The 20230-nt window shown below is 72.5% G+C and carries 14 protein-coding genes; 8 read left to right on the plus strand and 6 right to left on the minus strand.

All coding sequences use genetic code 11. From position 1 onward, the window contains the following. The first annotated feature begins 76 nt into the window (after nt 1–76). From EV385_RS04910 to EV385_RS04925, 4 genes are all read left to right on the plus strand, one after another. On the plus strand, nt 77–367 hold the full coding sequence (locus EV385_RS04910) for a hypothetical protein (protein WP_242624709.1): 291 nt from the start codon (nt 77–79) through the stop codon (nt 365–367). 171 nt (nt 368–538) lie between these two features. Then, on the plus strand, nt 539–3127 hold the full coding sequence (locus EV385_RS04915) for a carboxylate--amine ligase/circularly permuted type 2 ATP-grasp protein (RefSeq protein WP_130508373.1): 2589 nt from the start codon (nt 539–541) through the stop codon (nt 3125–3127). Nucleotides 3128–3137: 10 nt separating this feature from the next. Continuing rightward, on the plus strand, nt 3138–4910 hold the full coding sequence (locus tag EV385_RS04920) for an N-acetylglutaminylglutamine amidotransferase (protein WP_130508374.1): 1773 nt from the start codon (nt 3138–3140) through the stop codon (nt 4908–4910). Between the two features lie 17 nt (nt 4911–4927). Then, a complete protein-coding gene (locus tag EV385_RS04925; RefSeq protein WP_130508375.1) occupies nt 4928–6964 on the plus strand; it encodes an alpha/beta hydrolase family protein in 2037 nt (678 codons plus the stop codon). Nucleotides 6965–7136: 172 nt separating this feature from the next. Here EV385_RS04925 and EV385_RS04930 read toward each other — a convergent pair whose 3' ends face one another. Beyond that, nucleotides 7137–8105 carry an endonuclease domain-containing protein gene (locus tag EV385_RS04930; protein WP_242624710.1) on the minus strand — a complete coding sequence of 323 codons (969 nt, stop codon included), beginning with the start codon at nt 8103–8105 and terminating at the stop codon, nt 7137–7139. A 902-nt stretch (nt 8106–9007) separates the two neighbouring features. Between EV385_RS04930 and EV385_RS04935 the strand changes: the two genes are divergently transcribed. Both EV385_RS04935 and EV385_RS04940 read left to right on the plus strand, forming a co-directional pair. Continuing rightward, entirely contained in the window at nt 9008–10381 is a 1374-nt protein-coding gene (locus EV385_RS04935) for an MFS transporter (RefSeq protein WP_130508377.1), read from the plus strand. After that, the gene (locus EV385_RS04940) at nt 10378–10878 is read left to right on the plus strand and encodes a mycothiol transferase (RefSeq protein WP_130508378.1); all 501 of its coding nucleotides are present in this window, start codon (nt 10378–10380) and stop codon (nt 10876–10878) included. The genes EV385_RS04935 and EV385_RS04940 overlap by 4 nt, the downstream gene beginning before the upstream one ends. 1 nt (nt 10879) lies before the next feature. On the opposite strand, the gene EV385_RS04945 is transcribed toward EV385_RS04940, so the two are convergent. The 3 genes from EV385_RS04945 to EV385_RS04955 are packed head-to-tail and all read right to left on the minus strand — an operon-like array spanning nt 10880 to nt 15213. After that, nucleotides 10880–12343, minus strand: a complete 1464-nt coding sequence (locus tag EV385_RS04945) for an ATP-binding protein (RefSeq protein ID WP_130508379.1) — start codon at nt 12341–12343, stop codon at nt 10880–10882. 2 nt (nt 12344–12345) lie between these two features. Further along, nucleotides 12346–14004, minus strand: coding sequence for an NAD(P)/FAD-dependent oxidoreductase (locus EV385_RS04950; RefSeq protein WP_130508380.1), 1659 nt, complete (start codon nt 14002–14004; stop codon nt 12346–12348). A gap of 39 nt (nt 14005–14043) precedes the next feature. After that, nucleotides 14044–15213: an NAD(+)/NADH kinase gene (locus EV385_RS04955; RefSeq protein WP_130508381.1), complete on the minus strand. Its 1170-nt coding sequence runs from the start codon at nt 15211–15213 to the stop codon at nt 14044–14046. A gap of 304 nt (nt 15214–15517) precedes the next feature. On the opposite strand from EV385_RS04955, the gene EV385_RS04960 reads away from it, so the two are divergent. Then, complete coding sequence (locus EV385_RS04960) at nt 15518–17158, plus strand: beta-1,3-glucanase family protein (protein WP_130508382.1); 1641 nt, start codon at nt 15518–15520, stop codon at nt 17156–17158. A 282-nt stretch (nt 17159–17440) separates the two neighbouring features. On the opposite strand, the gene EV385_RS35605 is transcribed toward EV385_RS04960, so the two are convergent. Further along, entirely contained in the window at nt 17441–17569 is a 129-nt protein-coding gene (locus EV385_RS35605; protein ID WP_278045039.1) for a hypothetical protein, read from the minus strand. Here EV385_RS35605 and modA point away from each other — a divergent pair. Beyond that, complete coding sequence (gene modA, locus EV385_RS04965) at nt 17508–18275, plus strand: molybdate ABC transporter substrate-binding protein (protein WP_130508383.1); 768 nt, start codon at nt 17508–17510, stop codon at nt 18273–18275. The genes EV385_RS35605 and modA overlap by 62 nt on opposite strands. A gap of 135 nt (nt 18276–18410) precedes the next feature. On the opposite strand, the gene EV385_RS04970 is transcribed toward modA, so the two are convergent. Further along, the gene (locus tag EV385_RS04970; RefSeq protein ID WP_130508384.1) at nt 18411–20117 is read right to left on the minus strand and encodes a glycoside hydrolase family 13 protein; all 1707 of its coding nucleotides are present in this window, start codon (nt 20115–20117) and stop codon (nt 18411–18413) included. Nucleotides 20118–20230: the final 113 nt, after the last annotated feature.

Below are 20230 nucleotides of genomic sequence, written 5' to 3' on the forward strand. Positions count from 1 at the left end.
TGATCGGCTTTCTCGGCGGACTACTCACCTTCAGGGTGAAGCAGCGGTGGTGTCCGGTGTGTGGTGGGTCGCTGGAGTGTCCGCAGCATCGGACGGGCGCACCGGCTCGCCGCGCGCCGCGATGACCCGTACCCAAAGGCACACCCCCGACCGGCCCGCCTGGTCCTGCCGAGCCTGCACCGAGCCGTGGCCCTGCGCGACCGCGAAGGCCGACCTGCTGGCGGAGTTCCAGGCCGCGCCCTCGGCCCTGACGGTGTACCTGGCGGCGCAGATGTATGACGCGCTCGCCGACCTGCACGGGCCCGATCAGCCACGACCGCCGGACTGGCACGACCGCTTCCTCGCGTGGGCCCGCTCACGCCGTTGAGTGCCGAAGCAGGCCGGAACCCGCCCCGGCCTCGACCTACCCGGGCCCGGCGCAGCCATCGACATGCTTGGTTCACGCCGGAAATGGGCACGTCACATGTTCGGCATACGGGGTGGCCAGGCTCCCGAACAGGGCAGCTTCGCCGGACAGAACGACAAGGCGGGTTATCGCATGACGGAGTCACTGAGCGTCACTGAGGACGGCGCCCCGGCGCCGGGTCGCGCGGTTCTCACCCTCGGCGTCGAGGAGGAGCTGCACGTCGTGGACCTGCGCACCCGCGAGCTGGTGCCCCGGGCACCGGAGGTGCTCGCCCACCTCGACGAGGACCACTACTCCGCCGAGCTGCACCGCTCGGTGGTGGAGACTAACACCCCGGTCGCGGCCACCCTGGACGACTTGCGTGACGGCATCGTGGCGTTGCGTCGCCGGGCCATCGGCGTCGCGGAGGCGCAGGGGCTGGGCCTGGTGGCCGCGGGCACGGTACCCCTGGCGGACATGGACACCCCGCCGGTGACGCCGACGTCCCGGTTTCGCCGCATGCTCGACGACTACCAGTTGCTCGTCCGCGAGCAGCTGATCTGCGGCGCGCAGGTGCACGTCGGGGTGCCGGACCGCGACGAGGCGGTCGCGGTGACGCAGCGGGTAACCCCGTTCCTGCCGGTGCTGCTGGCGCTGTCGGCCAGCTCGCCGTACTGGATGCTGGAGGACTCGGGATACGCCAGCGCCCGGTCGCTGATCTGGATGCGCTGGCCGACCGCCGGTGACAGCGGCACCGTGACCTCGGCGGCGGACCACGACGCGCTGGTCGCGGACCTGATCGCCTCCGGCACCATCACCGACCCCAAGATGATCTACTTCGATGTACGCCCGTCCGCGCACGTCCCGACGGTCGAGCTGCGGGTCGCCGACTCCAGCCCGGACGTCGACACCGTGGTGCTGCTGGCCGGCCTGTTCCGGGCGCTGGTGCTGCGGGCCCGCCAGGAGCACCGGGCCGGGGAGCCGCCCGCGCGGGTCCGGGCGCCGCTGCACCGGGCGGCGATGTGGCGGGCCGCCCGCTCCGGTCTGGAAGGCGACCTGCTGGACCTGCCCCGCTCCCCCGCCCCGGTGCCCGCGGCCGTCGCCGTGGAACGGCTCGTCGCCGACCTGCGCCCCTGGCTGGAGGAGCTGGGCGATTGGGAGCAGGTCGTCGACCTCTCGGTGTCGGCGCTCAGCCGGGGCAGCTCGGCGGCCCGGCAGCGGCGGGCGATGAGCCGCCGGGGGCGGCTGTCCGACGTGGTCGACCTGCTCCTCGCGGACACCCGTGGCGGCGCGACCGGGATCGGTCCGCAGGGGCAGAGTGTGCCCGCCGGGCTCACCCCGTACGCGGCGATCGGCGACGAGGCGTTCCCGGGCGGCGACGTGGCGCCGGTCTACCAGGGCATCGTCGACGTGCTGAGCAGCCTCGGCCCGGCGGGGCTGCGCCGCCGCGAGGACGCCAAGGACGACGAGCAGCGCGCCAACGGGGTCACGTTCAGCGTGGCCGGGGAGGCGGCCACCCGGCTGTTCCCGTTCGACCTCGTGCCGCGCATCGTCGCGGCGGACGACTGGGCGCGGCTCAAGGCCGGGCTGGTGCAGCGGGTCCGGGCCCTGGACGCGTTCGTCAACGACGTGTACGGCGAGCGCGCCGCGATCGCCGACGGGGTGATCCCCGGCTGGGTGCTCACGGGCTCGCCGGAACTGCGGCCCAGCGGCGCCCTGCTGCACCGGCCCGCGGTGCGTGCCCAGGTGGCGGGCGTCGACCTGGTCCGCGACGCCGGCGGCACGTGGTGCGTGCTGGAGGACAACCTGCGGGTGCCGTCGGGGATCGCGTACGCCATGCAGAACCGGCGGCTCACCGACGCCGTCCTGCCGGAGCTGCCCCGCCCGGCCGGCCTGGCCGCGCCGGACCGCGTACCGAAAATGCTGTTGCAGGCCCTGCGCGACGCGGCCGGACCGGCCGCGGGCGACGACCCGGCGGTGGTGCTGCTCAGCCAGGGGCCGGACGACTCGGCGTGGTTCGAGCACCGGATGCTGGCCGAAGAGATGGGGGTGCCGGTGGTGCGCGGCACGGACCTGCTCGTCGACGACGGCATCGTGTACCGGCTGGCGGACGGCCACCGGCACCGGGTCGACGTGATCTACCTGCGGATGGGCGAGGACAGCCTGGTGCACTCCCCCGGCGCGGACGGCATGCCGCTCGGGCCGAGCCTGGTGGCCGCGCTGCACGCCGACACGGTGGTGCTGGCCAACGCGCTGGGCAACGGCATCGGCGACGACAAGGCCGTGTACGCGTACGTGCCGAAGCTGATCACCTACTACCTCGGCGAACGCCCCCTGCTGGCGGACGTGCCGACCTACCTGTGCGGCATCGAGGAGCAGCGCGCCGAGGTGCTGGCGCGCCTGCCGGAGCTGGTCTGCAAGCCGGTCGACGGGTACGGCGGCGACCGCGTCGTCATCGGCCCGCACGCCACGGCGGAGGACCTGGCCGCGGTGCGCCGGCAGATCCTCGCCGCCCCGCACCGCTGGGTGGCGCAGGAGGTCGTGCAGCTCTCCACCCACCCGGTGTTCGACGGCCACGAACTCGCGCCGCGCCACGTCGACCTGCGGGCGTTCGTGTTCACCGGCACCGAGTCGGTGGTGGCACCCGCCGCCCTCACCCGGGTCGCCCCCGCCGACAGCATGATCGTCAACTCGTCGCGCGGCGGCGGTTCCAAGGACACCTGGCTGCTGGACAGGCCCTGAGGAGGAACGGATGTGTGGAATCGGCGGCGAACTGCGCTTCGACGGCAACGCGGCGGACAGTGACGCGGTCCGGCGGATGCTGCCGCACCTGGCGTCGCGCGGCCCGGACGGCGAAGGCGTGTGGCGGCGCGGGCCGGTCGCGTTCGGGCACCGCCGTCTGAAGATCATCGACCTGTCGGAGGCCGGCGCACAGCCGATGACCGACGAGACACTCGGGCTCACCCTGGTCTTCAACGGCTGCATCTACAACTACCGGGAACTGCGGGAGCGGCTGCGCGGCGAGGGCTACCGGTTCGTCTCCACCTCGGACACCGAGGTGATCCTCAAGGCGTACCACCGGTGGGGCGCCGACTGCGTGCAGCACCTGCTCGGCATGTTCGCGTTCGCGATCGTCGAACACGCCACCGGTACGGTGACGCTGGCCCGCGACCGGCTCGGCATCAAACCGCTGTACCTGGCCGAAACACCCGGGCGGCTGCGCTTCGCCTCCACGCTGCCCGCCCTGCTGGCCGCCGGTGACGTCGACACCTCCCTGGACAAAGTGGCCCTGCACCACTACATGACGTTCCACTCCGTCGTTCCGGCGCCGCGCACGATCCTCAACGGGGTCCGCAAACTGCCGCCCGCCACGGTCCGGACCATCCAGGCCGACGGCAGCAGCGACGAGCGGGTGTACTGGCAGCCGACCTTCGAGCGGACCCGGTCGCTGAGCCGCGAGCAGTGGGCCGAGCAGGTGCACGACGCGCTGCGTACCGCGGTGCGGCGGCGGATGGTCGCCGACGTGCCGGTCGGGGTCCTGCTCTCCGGCGGGCTCGACTCCAGCTACATCGTGGCGCTGCTGGCCGAGCAGGGGCAGCGTGGGCTGACCACGTTCAGCATCGGGTTCGAGGCGGCGGCCGGGGAGAGCGGCGACGAGTTCGCGTACTCCGACCTGGTGGCCCGCAAGTTCAGCACGGACCACCACCAGATCCGGATCGGACGCGAGCGCTTCCTGCCCGCCGTGCAACGTACGGTCGCGGCGATGAGCGAGCCGATGGTCAGCCACGACTGCGTCGCGTTCAACCTGCTCAGTGAGGACGTGTCCCAGCACGTCACGGTGGTGCAGTCGGGGCAGGGCGCGGACGAGGTCCTCGCCGGGTACAGCTGGTACCCGCCGCTGTCGGGGGTGCCCCGGTCGGCCGCGGTCGACGCGTACGCGCGGGAGTTCTTCGACCGCCCGCACGCGACGCTGGCCCGGCAACTGTCCCCCGACTGGCTGACCGACACCGACGTGAGCCGGGAATTCGTCGCGGCCCACTTCGCCCGCCCCGGTGCGGTCACCGCCGTGGACGCGGCGCTGCGGCTGGACTCGCAGGTGATGCTCGTGGATGACCCCGTCAAGCGGGTGGACAACATGACGATGGCGTGGGGGCTGGAGGCGCGCGTACCGTTCCTGGACCACGAGCTGGTCGAGCTGGCCGCGGCCTGCCCCCCGGAACTCAAGCTGGCCCAGGAGGGCAAGGGCGTACTCAAGGACGCGGCCCGCGGCCTGGTGCCCGACGAGGTGATCGACCGGCCGAAGGGCTACTTCCCGGTTCCGGCCATCCGGCACCTCGACGGCCCCATCCTGGAACGGGTACGCGACGCGCTGCACGCACCGGCGGCACGGGCCCGGGGGCTGTTCCGCGCGGAGTACGTCGACGCGCTGCTGGCCGACCCGAACACCGCCCGCACCACCCTCGGTGCGAACCAGTTGTGGCAGCTCGGGCTGCTCGAGATGTGGTTGCAGGACAAGGGAATCTGACGGATGGGGAGTGCTGGGTGACCGGACAGCTCGACGGGGCGGTGCTGCCCGTGGCAGGGATCACCTCCCCGGTCTCTGAGGTAGCCGGCTGTTGGTCGCCGGCCCTGTCGCCGGACGGGCGGCACGCGGCGTACGTATCCGACCGGGGCGGCACCCCCCAGGTCTGGGTGCAGCCGATCGGCAGCGACCTGGCGTTCGTCATCGACACCGGCGGCGAGCCGGTCGCCGCGGTGCACTGGTCCACCGACGGCGACTGGCTGGCCTGCCAGGTCAGTCCCGGCGGGGCGCCCCGGCACGAGGTGTGGCTGGTGCGTCCCGACGGTTCCGCGTCGCACCAGGTGGCGGGCTTCGGCGCGGACACCGCCGACGCGATCCGCTGGCTGCCCGGCCGCCCGCTGCTGGCGGTCACCGAGAACCTGAGCCGGGCGTTGCTCGTCGACGCCGGAACCGGCCAACGGCACGTCGTCGCTGAGGGCGAGCTCATCGCGCTGCTCGACGTCAGCCCGGACCACGGCCGGGCGCTGCTGCGGCGCGGCCCGCGCGGGGCGCGCCGGCTTGTCGTGCGCGACCTGCACAGCGGCCTCGAACGGTACGTGACCCAAGGCCAGCAAGGGTGCTTCGGCCCGGACGGGCATTCCGTGTACGCGGTCAGCGACGCGGGAGAGTTCCCGGTGCTGATCCGGTGGCCTAGCTACGGCGGGGAGGTGGCGGCCGGCACCGGACCTGGGAATGTGGCCGACGCCGCCGGGGTGGTGGCCGACGCCGCCGGGGTGGTGACCGACGCCGCCGGGGTGGTGGCCGACGCCCGGCCTGGTCAGGTGGCCGATGGGGTCGAGGTGGTGGCCGACGCCGGGCGCGGGGAGGTGGAGTCGTTTGCGCTGACGGTGGACGGCCGTACCGTTGCCGTGTTGTGGAACGTCCGGGGCGGGGAGTCGGAACTCGCGCTGCTCGACCTCGCCCACGATGGACGCCGCGTCGTGGATCCGCTGCCGGGCAGCGTGGTCGGCGGCCTGGCGTGGAGCGCGGACGGCCGCACGCTGGCGTTCACGGCCGAGGGTCCGGGGCAGCCGCATGGCGTCTGGACCTGCCCGGTCGAGGGGCAGCCGCTGCCCGTCGCGGTCGAACCGGGCGCCCTCGAGCTGTTCGGGATCGGCGACGGCGACTCCGTGACCCGCCCGGGCGGGTCGTCGGGGCGGGACCGTTTGCGGGCCGCCGAGGCCGACGCGCCACATCCGGCCGGAGCCGGCGCATCCCCAGCGCAACGGGGCACGGCGCGGCCGGTGTTGCACACTCTGCGGTCGCACGACGGCCTGGAGATCACCGGATGGCTGCTGCGGCCCGCAGGTGACGGCCCGCACCCCGCCGTGCTGTGGCTGCACGGCGGCCCCGAGGCGCAGGAACGGCCCGGACACAACCCGCTGTTCCAGTCGCTGGTGAATCGCGGCGTCGCCGTCTTCGCACCGAACGTGCGCGGCTCGTCCGGCTTCGGGCGCAGCTTCGTCGCCGCCGACAACGGCCCGCTGCGGTACGCCGCGATCGCCGACGTGGCCGCCTGTGTGAACTACCTGGTCACGGCCGGAATCGCCGACCCGGCCCGGGTGGGCTGCGCCGGCCGCTCGTACGGTGGCTACCTGACGCTGGCCGCACTGACCAGGTACCCGGAGTTGTTCGCGGTCGGCGTCGACGTGTGCGGCATGTCGAACTTCGCCACGTTCTACGCGCACACCGAGCCATGGATCGCCGCCGCCGCAGTCACCAAGTACGGCGACCCGGTGGCCGACGCCGAGCTGCTGCGCGACCTGTCCCCGATTACCCGGATCGACCGGCTGCGCGCGCCACTGCTCGTGGTGCACGGCGCGAACGACAGCAACGTGCCGGTGATCGAGTCGGAGCAGGTGGTCGCCGCCCTGGCCGAGCGCGGGGTGCCGCACCACTATCTGTTGTTCCCCGGGGAAGGGCACGAGCTGCTGCACCGCGCCGCCCGCGCCGAATACCTGCGAGTGACCACCGACTGGCTGGCAAAGCATCTGCAGGCACACGTCCTGACCTCCTGACCCCGGCCCTCCTGACCTCCTGACCCCCGGCCCCTCCTGACCCTCCTGACCCCGGCCCTCCTGACCTCCTGACCCCCGGCCCCTCCTGACCCTCCTGACCCCGGCCCTTCTGACCTCCTGACCCCGGCCCTTCTGATCCCGGCGCCGACTGCTCCGGGATGGGCGCTGATCGTCACGACGGTGGCTCGCGCCAGCCGGCCGCTGTCAGGGCGGCCCGAATCTGCGCGGCGACCTCGTCGGGCCGGCCCCGCAGGAGCCAGGACGGGAAGCGCAGGATCCGGTCACCGGAGATCCACACCTCGTTCTGGCGCAGCATGTCGGCTGCCCAGTGCCGCACGTCCATGTGGTGTGCGCCGTCGACCTCCACGTGCAGCCGCCACTGTCGCCAGTACGCGTCCAGGTAGCGGTGACGGCCCCGCGCGTCCGTACGGTGCTGTTGAAGATCGGGTGACGGCAGCCCGTACCGGCGGCAGAGCGCGACGAAGTCCAGCTCGGAGAGGGCCTGGGCGCCGCCGTCGAGATCCGAGATCGTGGCACGGATGAGTGCCCGCCGTGGCGACCGGGGGTGGGCGGCCACCACCTCGTGCAGCTGCGACGGCAGGACCCGGCGCTGCTGGCAGGCCGCGGCCAGCACGACGCGGGCCTCGTCATCCGTACGGGCCCACGAGGCGGCGTCCACCACCGCGCGGGCCACCGTCGTCCGCGGCGGTCGGCCGAGTCGCGTCCCGGGCGTCAGCAGCGTGCTCCGATGCACTCGTACGCCGGGCATGTCCAGCGGCAGGCCCGTCAGCCGTCGGGTCACCGTGCGGTGGGCGGGGATCAGGACGTCCACTGGCCCGGCCCGCAGGCCACGGACGCCGCCGAGGGTTGCGGCCGTCACGCCTCCGAGAAGGGCGCCCGGGCCCGCCGCCAGCACCGCGACCCACAGCTGCTGATCCCAGCCGAGCCGACCGTTCTCGGTCAGCAGTACGCCGCGACAGATCCGTCGCCAGCGTCCGAGCCGCAGATGTCCACGCACGACACCCCGCCCGGCCGCCGCCACGGCCTGTGCGACCGTCAGGACGCCGCATTGCTCGAAACCGATCCACTCCAGAAGATCGGCGTCGCGCCGGGGCCCACCACCACCGCCATTACCTCGCACGCAACCATCCACGTCTCTCATGACCTGCCGCCTCGGCGCACCGAGAACCACCGGCCAAACAGTCGTTATGCATCGATGTCATCGCCGCCGGTGCCACCTTCCCACCTTCGACGCCGGCGCGGGCGACGCCTGTGGACAACGCGCCCCCACTCTCGGCCGCAGAACACCGCGCCCCCACTCTCGGCCGCAGAACGCGCAGCCACTGTGGACAGCGCACGGCGGCGAACTGACCGGCGGCTCCAGGCGCGGAACCGACCCGGTCGGCCAGCGCCAGGACCGGGGCAATCCGCGCCGCCGCAGGCCCGGATCTTGATGACTCTTGGATAGGAGCGATCCCGAACTCACCAAGTTTCGGAGCGGCCCCACGCACGCCAAGCGGTCACCCAGACGCAGGCCGCGATCTTGATGAGTTCGGGTGAGGAGCTGACCCGAACTCATCAAGGACGTATCCCCCACCTACGCCAACACGAGGACCCGACCACCACCAGGCGGGCGGGCGAAGGGACCACAACCAGGGCAGACGCAAGGGCAAAACCAGGGCGGACGCAAGGGCAAAACCAGGGCAAAACCAGGGCAGACGCAAGGGCAAACCAGGGCAGACGCAAGGGCGAGACCAGGGCGGACGCAAGGGCAAACCAGGGCGGGACGCAAGGGCGAAACCAGGGCAGACGCAAGGACGAGACCAGGGCGGACGCACGGACGGGTACCGAGGCAGGAAGACAAGCGAGAACCCAGGCAGAGGCACGGAGCGGAGCCAGGCGCACGGTCCGCGAAACCAGCGCGCCACCACGAGGAGGCCGTGACGCGGACCACCGAGGATTTGTGAGGTAACTCGCTGTGATCGGGGTGGATCGAAAGCAGGGTTGAGGGCGGACTGTGCCCGCACGACGGGAAGGCGTGAGATGGCCCTGCGACCCGAGGCCCGGGCCTGGGCGGTGTGGGGTGTCGGCCTGTCCGCGTACGTCGTGGCCGTGCTGCACCGGACGTCGCTGGGCGTGGCCGGACTCGACGCGCAGGCCCGGTTCCAGGCCGGGGCCGGCGCCCTCGCCTCGTTCGCCGTTCTCCAACTGCTCGTGTACGCGGCACTGCAGGTGCCCGTGGGTGTACTGCTGGACCGGTTTGGGTCGCTGCGGCTCGTGGTGAGCGGGGCGCTGCTCATGGCGGCCGGGCAGGCGCTGATGGCGGTCACCCACGACATGACCGGCGCGGTGGTCGCCCGGGTGCTGGTCGGCGCGGGCGACGCCATGACCTTCATCAGCGTGCTGCGCCTGGTGCCGCAGTGGTTTCCCACCCGCCGGGTGCCGGTGCTGACCCAGTTGACGGGGCTGATGGGGCAGGCCGGGCAGGTGCTCAGCGCCGTACCGCTGGCGGCGCTGCTGGCGGGGCGGGGCTGGTCCACGGCGTTCGGGGCGGCGGCCGGTGCCGGGGTGTTCGTGGGGCTGGTGGCGCTGGCGGCGTTGCACGACTCGCCGCAGCGACGGGTCAGTTCCGGCGCCGCGATGACGCCCCGGCAGCTCGGCGCCGACCTGGTGACCGCGTGGCGGCATCCGGGCACCCGGCTCGGGCTGTGGACGCATTTCAGCACCCAGTTCACCGGTACGGTGTTCGCGCTCATGTGGGGCTACCCGTTCCTCGTGGCGGGCGAGGGGTTGTCCCGGAGCCAGGCCAGCGCGCTGCTCACCGTGTTCGTGCTGACCGGCATGGCGGCCGGGCCGGTGATCGGGGTGCTGGTGCAGCGGCATCCGATGCGCCGCTCCTGGCTGGTGCTCGGCGTGATCGGCGCGAACGCGCTCGCCTGGGCGCTCGTGCTGGCCTGGCCGGGCCGGGCACCGCTGCCGCTGCTCGTGCTGCTGGTGCTGGCGCTGGGGCTGGGCGGGCCCGGCTCGATGATCGGCTTCGAGTTCGCCCGTACGTTCAATCCGCCGAACCGGCTGGGCACCGCGACCGGCATCGTCAACGTGGGCGGGTTCGTGGCGTCGCTGGTCACGATCCTGCTGGTCGGCCTGGTCCTGGATGCCCGCACGGGCGGCCGGGCGGGGTACGGCATCGACGACTTCAAGCTCGCCATGTCGGTGCAGTACCTGATCGGTGGCCTGGGGGTGGTCGGGATTCTGCGGACCCGGCGGCTGGCCCGCCAGCGGCTGGCCGACGAGCAGGGACTCGTCGTGCGGCCGATGCGTGAGGTGCTGGCCGACCGGGGGTGGTTCGGGCGTCGGGAAACGTTGACGCGGGGGGACAATCCGGAGGGTACTCACCCGAAGGAGCGTGCACGGTGAACGTGAGCGAGGTACTGAACGAGGCGCTGGGCCGGCTGCCCGACCTGGTGCGGGGTGCCGTCGAGGGCCTGACCCCGGAGCAGTTGCACTGGGCCCCGGCCGCGGGCGCCAACTCGATCGGCTGGCTGGTGTGGCACCTGACCCGGGTGCAGGACGGCCACGTGGCGGAGCTGCTCGGCGCGGAGCAGATCTACCTGACCGGCGACTGGGCGGCCCGGTTCGGGCGCAAGCCGGACCCCGACGATTCCGGGTACGGGCACACGGCGGCGGAGGTGGCCGCGGTGCGGCCGGACAGCTGGCAGGCGCTGGTCGAGTACTACACCGCGGTGCACGAGCGGACCCGCGACTATGTCGCCGGGCTGGCCCCGGACGACCTGGACCGGGTCGTCGACGAGCGCTGGGATCCGCCGGTCACCCTGGGTGTCCGCCTGGTCAGCGTGATCGACGACGACGCCCAGCACGCCGGCCAGGCCGCGTACGTCCGCGGCCTGCTCTGACTTACGCGGACGGGGGTTCGGTCACCGGTAGCCGTACCAGGAAGCGGGTGTCGCCCGGCTGCGACTCCAGCCGGATGTCGCCGCCGTGGCCGTTCACCACGATCCGGTACGAGATGTCGAGGCCGAGCCCGGTCCCCTGCCCCACGGGTTTGGTGGTGAAGAACGGCTCGAACACGCGCTTGCGCAGATTCTCCGGGACGCCCGGGCCGGTGTCGCCCACGGACACCACGACGTGGTCGTCGTCGGCGTACGTCGAGATGGTGAGGGTTCCGGCGCCGTTCATCGCCTGGACGGCGTTGTCGATGAGGTTCGTCCACACCTGGTTGAGCTCGGCGGGGTGCGCCGGGACCTGCGGCAGCGCGCGGTCGTAGTGCTTGACGACCGTGATCCCGTCGCCGATCTTGTGGTTGAGCATCACCAGGGTGCTGTCGATCCCGGCGTGCACGTCGATCCACTGGTGTGCGGCGCGGTCCATCTGCGAGTACTGCTTGGCGGCGGAGACCAGCGAGGACACCCGGCCGGTGGCGTCCTCGATGTCGCTCATCAGCTGCTCGGTCTCCATCGCGTACCCGATCCAGTGCACGGCCTGATCGAGCAGGCCCGGGTCGACCTTGCGCTCGATCGCGGTGAGGCAGTCGAGGTCGATCCCGCCCTGTGCGAAGACCGGTGCGAGATCCCAGGCGCCGGTGATCTGGCGTTCGTCCATCCAGTCGCCCAGCTCGTCCTCGCGGTCGGCGGCCTGCATCGCGGTCAGCTCGGGCGCCTTGGCGGCCCGTTCGATGACCTCCTCCTGCAGTTCGACCAGCGCGTTGAGCTGGGCGGGGGCGACCTTGCCGGCGGCCAGCATGCCGAGCTTGTGGCGCATCCCGGCGACCCGCTGGCGCAGCGCGCTGGTGGCCCGCGACGCGGCGGCGGCGGGGTTGTTCAGCTCGTGCATGAGCCCGGCCGACAGGGCGCCGAGGGCGGCCAGCCGCTGCCGTTCGCTGACCACGGCCTGGCGTTCCCGCATGCCCAGCGCCAGGCCCTCCAGCAGGTGGATCGCCATGGGGAACCAGTCGCGCATCATGTGGCCGAAGTCCGCCGCGGGCATGACGAAGAACTCGGCGTCGTCGAGCGCGCGCATCGACGCCTGGTAGGTGCGGGGGACACCGTCATCGCGCAGGTACGCCTGGGTGGCACCCATGTACACCCCGCGCTGCTCGGTGCGGACGGTCTGCACGTCGTCGTCGCCGACCCGGCGGGTCAGCGAGATCGTGCCGCTGAGCAGCATGAAGAACTGGTCGGCCGGGTCGCCCTCGCGCAGCACGAGCCCGCCCGCCGGGACGCGCATGGTGCAGCCGTGCTCCCCGATCCAGGTGAGCTGGTCGTCCGACAGCTTCTCGAACAGGAACAGGCTCCGCAGCTCGTCGTTCGTCAGCCGCCCGGGCTCGCAGGGTACGAGCCGCACCGCCTCCGGTTCGGTCATGGTTATCGCGCCTCCAGGTACCGGTGGACCAGCGTGACGGCCATCGCGCCCTCGCCGACCGCGGAGGCCACCCGCTTGACCGAGTTGGCCCGCACGTCGCCCGCGGCGAAGATGCCGGGCACGCTGCACTCCAGGTAGAACGGGTCGCGGTCGCGATCCCATCCCGGCGGGCGCCGCCCGTTCGACAGCAGATCCGGCCCGGTGTAGACGAAGCCGCGCTCGTCGCGGGCCACGACGTCGCCGAGCCAGTCGGTACGCGGCTCGGCGCCGATGAAGATGAACAGCGAGCCGCATTCGACCGTGCTCCGCTGGCTGGTCTTGCCGTCGCAGATGGTGATCGCCCGCAGGTGGTCCCCGCCCTCGGCGCCGACCACCTCGCAGCGGGTCCGCACGGTGATGTTGTCGATCCGGTCGAGCTGCTGGATCAGGTAGTACGACATCGAGGACTCCAGCGAGTCGCCGCGCACCAGCAGGGTGACCGTGCGGGCGTACCGGGCGAAGAACAGGGCGGCCTGCCCGGCCGAGTTGGCCCCGCCGACGATGTACACGTCGGAGCCGGAGCAGGACGGGCCCTCGGTGGCCGCCGAGCCGTAGTACACCCCGGCGCCGGTGAGCTCGGCGACGCCGTCGGCCACCAGCGGGCGGTAGGCCACCCCGGTCGCCAGCACGATCGCGTGCGCGGACACCTCGCCACCGTCCGCGAACGTGAGGGTGCGCGCCGAGCCGTCCGCGCGCAGCCCCACCACCTCGCGGGTGTTGAGCACCTCGGCCGCGAACTTGCCCGCCTGCCGCCGGGCCCGGTCGGTGAGCTGGGCACCCGAGATGCCGTCGGGGAAGCCGAGGTAGTTCTCGATCCGGGAACTCTGCCCGGCCTGGCCGCCGACCGCCCGCCGCTCCACCAGCAGGGTCTTGAGGCCCTCGGAGGCGCCGTACACCGCGGCGCCGAGCCCGGCGGGGCCGCCGCCCACGATGATCAGGTCGTAGAAGTCGCGGTTCGGGGCGGTGGACAGCCCGGCGACCTCCGCGACCTCGGCGGTGCCGGGCCGGGACAGGGCCCGGCCGTCGGCCGTGACGACCAGCGGGATGGCCTCGGGGCCGACCCCGGCCGCCTCCAGCAGGCGGCGGCCCTCCGGCTCGTCCGCCCCGAGCCACCGGTACGGCACGAGGTTGCGGGCGAGGAAGTCCCGGATCTGGTACGACGGCGCGCTCCACCGGTGCCCGACCACCCGGATGTCGGCCACCTCCCGGTCGCCCGTGGCCAGCCAGGCCTCCAGCAGCGAGTCGATCACCGGGTACAGCTTCTCCTCCGGTGGGTCCCACGGCTTGAGCAGGTAGTGGTCGACGTCCACCACGTTGATCGCCTGGATCGCCGCGTCGGTGTCGGCGTACGCGGTGAGCAGCGCCCGGCGCGCGTTCGGGAACAGGTCCATGGCGTGTTCGAGGAACTCGATGCCGTTGGTCTGCGGCATCCGGTAGTCGGCCAGGATCACGGCCACCCGGCCGCCGCGCAGCTTGAGGTCCTTGAGCGCGTCGAGCGCGTCGGCGGCGGAGGAGGCGCGCAGGATGCGGTACTGCTCGCCGTACCGGCGCCGCAGGTCGCGGGCGATGGCACGGGAGACCGACGGGTCGTCGTCGACCGTGAGGATGGCGGGCTGTCCCATGGGCCGGTCCGTCCTATCGGGGTGGGAAGCGGGCCACGATCATCGGGGAGCCGCCCCGGGATCGAGCACGTCGCGGAACTCGGGGTGCCGTTGCAGGTATCCCGCGACGAAGGGGCAGGTGGGGATGACGGTGGTGGCGCGGGCCCGGGCGTCGGTCAGGGCGGCCGCGGCCAGCCGCCCGGCCAGCCCGCGCCCCTCGTACGCCTGGTCGACCTCGGTGTGCAGCAGCTCGACGCGGCCGTCGCCGCGCCGGTAGGTCAGCACCCCGGCGACCTCGCCGCCGAGCAGGATCTCGTACCGGGAGTGTTCGAAGCTGTCCACGACGGTGGCGTCGGCGGCGCCGCCCGGCGCGACCTGGGCGCTGCCCTCGACCCGCAGCTTGCGGCGGGCCCGCTCGTAGAAGGAGGTGCGGCCGAACCGGATGACCTGGGCGGCGCCGGGCACCTGCGTGATGGTCAGCCGGTCGCCGCCGGTGGCGTGCCCGGCGACGATTCCGTCCACCTCGATCGCGACCCGGCCGCTGGTGGGCAGCACGTCGAGCGCCAGGTGCTCGCCCGCGGCCAACATGAGCGAACGGTTGAACGAGGAATGCGCGGCGGCGGCGCTGACCAGCAGGCCCTCCACATTGGGCGACACGATCGGGCCACCGGCCGAGAAACTGTACGCGGTGGAGCCGGTGGGCGTGGCCACGATGACCGCGTCCGCCGCGTAGTTGACGAAGGTGCTGCCCTCGACCGTGATCCCGATCCCGGCGAGCCCGCTGCCGGGCACCCGCACCAGGGCGATGTCGTTGAACGCGGACACCTCGGTGCCGTCGGGCAGCACGGTGCGCACGGCGGCGCGCGGCTCGACCGTGTAACTGTGCTCGTCGATGGCGGACAGGGCCGAGGGCAGGTCGGGCAGATCGACCTCGGCGAGGAAGCCGAGCCGCCCCACGTTGACCCCGAGGACCGGGGTCTTGCGCCCCTCGACCAGCCGCATCGTACGCAGCATCGTGCCGTCGCCGCCGAGGCTGACCAGCAGACCGGCCCGCTCGACGAGCTCGTCGGCGGAGACCGGCACGGCCTTGCAGTCGATCCGGGTGATCTCGTCGGGCAGCCCCAGCACGGTCACGTCGCGGCTGGCGGCCCAGTCCACGATCGCGTCGATCGCCGCACCGCAGTCCCGCCGCGGATGCAACACCAACCCGACGACCTCGATCATGCCCATCGCAGCCCCCTCCGCGCGCACCGGCCTTCAGCCTCGCACGCGGGACCGACAACGGCGAGCATCCGTCGGGTCACGGTGACGCCGTGGTGACGGAATTCGACGCTCATTCGAATGCGCCGACGGAAGAATAGGGCTCGAAAAAGTGTTATCGCGCACCGATCGCGCTGACCGCCATCGACACGCGACCGTACGTGACGATCGCGGTTAAAAGAACTTTATTGATCGACAGAAAGAACCGTGAAGCGCTCCGGAGTCCACATAATCGGCGGGAACTGTTTCCCACTTCTTCGGAGGCTCACCCGCGATGCGCCGCAAGCGAACACTGATTCTGTCCGTCGCCGCCGCAGTTGCCGCGGCCGGCACCGCCTGGATCGCGCTGCCGGCCTCCGCCGCCGCCCCCACCGCCACGCTGCGTACGGTCGCCGACTGGGGCACGGGCTGGCAGGCCGATGTGACCGTCTCGAACACCGGCGCGTCCGCGATGACATCGTGGACGGTCGAGTTCGACCTGCCCGAGGACAGCACGGTCGGCAGCTTCTGGGAGGCCGACATGAAGGCCACGGGCAGCCACCGTACGTTCAGCAGCCGTCCGTGGAACGGCGGCGTCAAGGTCGGCGACAAGGTCTCCTTCGGCTTCATCGGCTCCGGCCCGCTGCCCACCAACTGCCGGCTCAACGGCCTGCCCTGCGGTGGCAGCGGCGGCGCGCCCGCCACGTCGGCGGCGACCTCCGCGCCCGCCACCCCGGTGACGACCAAGGCGACGGTGCCACCCACCGCCCCGGCGACCACGCCGCCCACGGAACCCCCGGCCACCGCGCCGACCAGCGGCGAAACGGCCCCGCCGCCCCCGGCCGCGGACCGGCTGCCGCTGAAGGTCAGCAACAGGACCGGACGCGGCGACGACACGTTCCTGTACGTCCTGGGCACCGACCTCAAGAGCGGCAAGCTCGGCTACGTCGACGCCGGTGGCACGTTCACGGCGTGGCCGGGGGCGGGCGCGGAGCCCGTACCGGCGCCGGACGTGTCGATCCCCGGGCCGAAGGACGGCGCCAGCACCACCATCAAGGTCCCGAAGGGACTGTCCGGCCGGGTGTACTTCTCGTTCGCCAAGAAGCTGGACTTCCGGCTCACCTCGGGCGGGCTGGTGCAGCCCGCGCCGTGGGCCGGCGGCGACCCGAACCGCAACATCCTGTTCGACTGGAGCGAGTTCACTCTGGACAACGGCGGGCTGTTCCTGAACAGCTCGCAGGTCGACATGTTCGCGGTGCCGCACATCGTCAGCGTCCAGGGCGGCAACGGCGTGGTGACCAAGACCGGTGAGCTCAAGGCCGACGGCCGTGACAAGGTCATCGACGCGGTCAAGGCCGACTCGGACTTCGCCAAGAGCGTCGTCAAGGGTTCCGACGGCACGGTGCTGCGGGTGCTGGCGCCGGGCAAGGCCGCCGACGCGGGCCTGATGGACCCGACCTACCTCAACGAGTCCATCGACGAGGCGTGGAAGGCGTACGCGAGCCGAACCCTGACCGTGGCGCCGTTCAGCGACCGGCCGGACACGAAGTTCTTCGGCCGCACCTCGGGCGACGTGCTGAACTTCACCGACGGCTCGGGCAAGACGGTGGCGTCCTTCCCGAAGCCCAGCACCGCGAACGTGTGGGGCTGCGACGGCGCGCTGGGTGCCCCGAACGACCAGGTCGTCGGCCCGATCGCCCGGACGCTGTGCGCGGCGCTGACGCGGGGCACGTTGGGCACGCTCGACAACCAGCCGAGCGGCGGCGCGGCCGACTTCTACCGCGGCGAGGACCCCAACACCTACGCCAAGGTGATCCACCAGAACATGGTCGACGGCAAGGCGTACGCGTTCGCCTTCGACGACGTACAGAACCAGGAGTCGCTGGTGCACGACGGTGACCCGCGCACGGCGACCATCACCCTGACCCCGTTCTGAGCCGGATATCCGGGCTGAGCCTGTGCTCCGCATGCCGCCGCGGCGCGCCTCGCGCCGCGGCGGCTCGTCCGTTCGTAAGGCCCACCGATATCTGACGGATGCCCTATTCTTCCCCGTAGGTGTGCTTGTTGCTGCGGCCAGCCGGGCGATCCCGGATGGCGCCCCCATGGCGGCTGACCTCGGCCACACGGCGGGTTAGACCCCCGGTGATCGGGACGATCACCGTTGTGGTGCGGCGGAAGGACGGGCGTTGAGGCGGAGACGGCGATGGGGAGTACGCCGTCAGGGCGCGGCATCCGGCGCTCCGAGCCCGCGCGGGTCACGCCCGAGGCTGCGGCTGAGCGCCGCGATGGTGGCCACGATGCTCGGCATCGTCGTGCCGGGTTCGGCGGCGGCGTGCGACTCCGGCATGCGCTCGACCACCTCCAGCGTCGACCCGGTGTCCGGCACGGTGACCGTGCTGGCGGCGGCGTCGTTGAAGGGGGCGTTCGACCGGATCGGGGCCGCGTTCGAGACGGCGCATCCGCACACGAAGGTGACGTTGTCGTACGGCGGCAGCGACGACCTCGCCCAGCGGATCGTCTCCGGAACACCCGCGGACGTCTTCGCCGCCGCCAGTGCCGCCACGATGCGCACGGTCACGGACGCGGGGGACACCGCGGACACCCCGGACACGTTCGCGCGCAACCAGCTCGTCATCGCCGTACCCAAGGGCAATCCGAAGGGGCTGAACTCACTGGCCGACCTGGCGCGGCCCGGGGTGCGGGTCGCGCTGTGCGCGGCCCAGGTGCCGTGCGGGACGGCCACGGCCAGGGTGCTCGGCGCGGCGGGGGTGGAGCTCACGCCGGCCGCCCGGCAGCCGGACGTGAAGGCGGCGCTGGCGAAGGTCCAGCGCGGCGAGGCGGACGCGGCGCTCGTCTACCGTACGGACGCCCGGGCCGCCGGTTCCGGCGTCGAGGGCGTGGAGTTCCCCGAGTCGGTCCAGGCGGTCAACCTGTACCAGATCGCGGCGCTCAAGGACGCCGCCAACCCGGTCGGTGCCGCCGCCTTCGTGACGTACGTGCTGGGCGCCCAGGCCCAGCAGATGCTGGCGGACGCCGGATTCCAATCGCCCTGACCCGGCCGGCCCGGGCGCGCCGACGTCCACCGGGGAGGCGAGGACGTAGGCGCACCCGGACTGCGCCGGCGCCCCAGCGGGGAAGCGGGGCGCGCGGCGCAGCCGGCCCGTCCGTGGACGGGCGGGTTCCCGCGGTCAGGCCACGGACCACCAGACCGTGGTGTCCGCGGGGATGAGCACCTGCGCCGCCTCGTCGTCGACCGGGCCGCTGGCCACCAGGGCCTGGCCCGGCTTGGCGATGACGATCGGCGCGTCGGTCAGGTTGACCGTGCAGCGGAAGGCGGGACCGTCGGGCGCGGAGCGCTCGAAGACGAGCAGGCCCTCCGGCGCCTCGCACCAGGTGAGGTTGTCCGGCGCGCCCAGGGCCGGGTGGGCGCGGCGCATGAGCAGCGCGGACCGGTACATCTCCAGCGTGGACTCGGGCACCCCGTCCTGCGCGGCGACGCTGAGCCGCGCCCAGCTGTCCGGCTGCGGCAGCCAGCTCGGGCCGCCCTCGGGCCCGAAGCCGTACGGTGCCGCGTCGCCGGACCAGGGCAGCGGCACCCGGCACCCGTCGCGGAAGCCGTCCTGGCCGGTGGCGCGGTGGAACGCCGGGTCCTGGCGCACCTCCGGCGGCAGGTCGATGACCTCGGGCAGGCCCAGTTCCTCGCCCTGGTACAGGTACGCGGAGCCGGGCAGGGCCAGCATCAGCAGGGTGGCGGCCCGACCCCGGCGCAGCCCGGCGACCGGGTCCGCGGCGGTGGGGCGGCGGCCCGCGGCGTCGCCGGAGATCGAGTTCATGAGCCGGGTGGTGTGCCGCACGACGTCGTGGTTGGACAGGGTCCAGGTGGCCGGGGCGCCGACCGAGCGCATGGCCGCCAGGGACTCGTCGATGATCTTTCGCTGCGCCTCGACGGTCCAGGCCGCACCGAGGTAGCTGAAGTTGAACGACTGGTGCAGTTCGTCGGGGCGCACGTACTTCGACAGCCGCTCCAGGCTGGGCGCCCAGGCCTCGGCCACCGCGATGCGCTCGCCGGGGTACTCGTCGAGGATCTGCCGCCAGCTGCGGTAGATCTCGTGCACGCCGTCCTGGTCGAAGCAGGGGCTGGCGGCGACGTCGAGCAGGTGCAGCTCGCTGGCGTCGCCCGCGTCCGGCAGGCCCTCGGCCTTGACCAGGCCGTGCGCCACGTCGATGCGGAAGCCGTCCACGCCCAGGTCGAGCCAGAACCGCAGGATGGTACGGAACTCGTCGGCGACCGCCGGGTGCTCCCAGTTGAAGTCGGGCTGCTCGGGGGCGAACAGGTGCAGGTACCAGTCGCCGGGGGTGCCGTCCGGGTTGGTGGTGCGGGTCCAGGCCGGGCCGCCGAACAGCGACTGCCAGTCGTTGGGCGGCTGCTCGCCGTCCGTGCCCTTGCCCGGGCGAAAGTGGTAGCGGTCGCGGGCGGGCGAGCCGGGGCCCTCGGCGATGGCGCGCTGGAACCACTCGTGCTGGTCGGAGGAGTGGTTCGGCACCAGGTCGACGATGACGCGCATGCCGAGGGCGTGCGCGTCCGTGATCAACTCCCGGGCGTCGTCGAGGGTGCCGAACATCGGGTCGACGGTCCGGTAGTCGGACACGTCGTAGCCCGCGTCGGCCTGCGGCGAGGCGTAGAACGGCGAGAGCCACACCGCGTCGATGCCCAGCTCCTGCAGGTACGGCAGGCGGCTGCGGATGCCGGGCAGGTCGCCGATGCCGTCGCCGTCGGAGTCGGCGAAGCTGCGCGGGTAGATCTGGTAGATGACGGCGTCGCGCCACCAGGGCGCGGGGCCGGCCGCACCGGCGGCGTTCTCGTCCGCGGTGGCGACGGTCAGTTGATCGGTCATGGGTCCTCACTGCGAGGTCAGGCGCCCGAGGGACGGGTTCGGGTGCGTGAGACGGGCCACGTTAGCACAGTGACTAACACGTTTTACTTCACGAGTTAGTCACGACGGAAGGC

The sequence above is a fragment of the Krasilnikovia cinnamomea genome, assembly GCF_004217545.1.
Classification (GTDB): Bacteria; Actinomycetota; Actinomycetes; order Mycobacteriales; family Micromonosporaceae; genus Actinoplanes; species Actinoplanes cinnamomeus.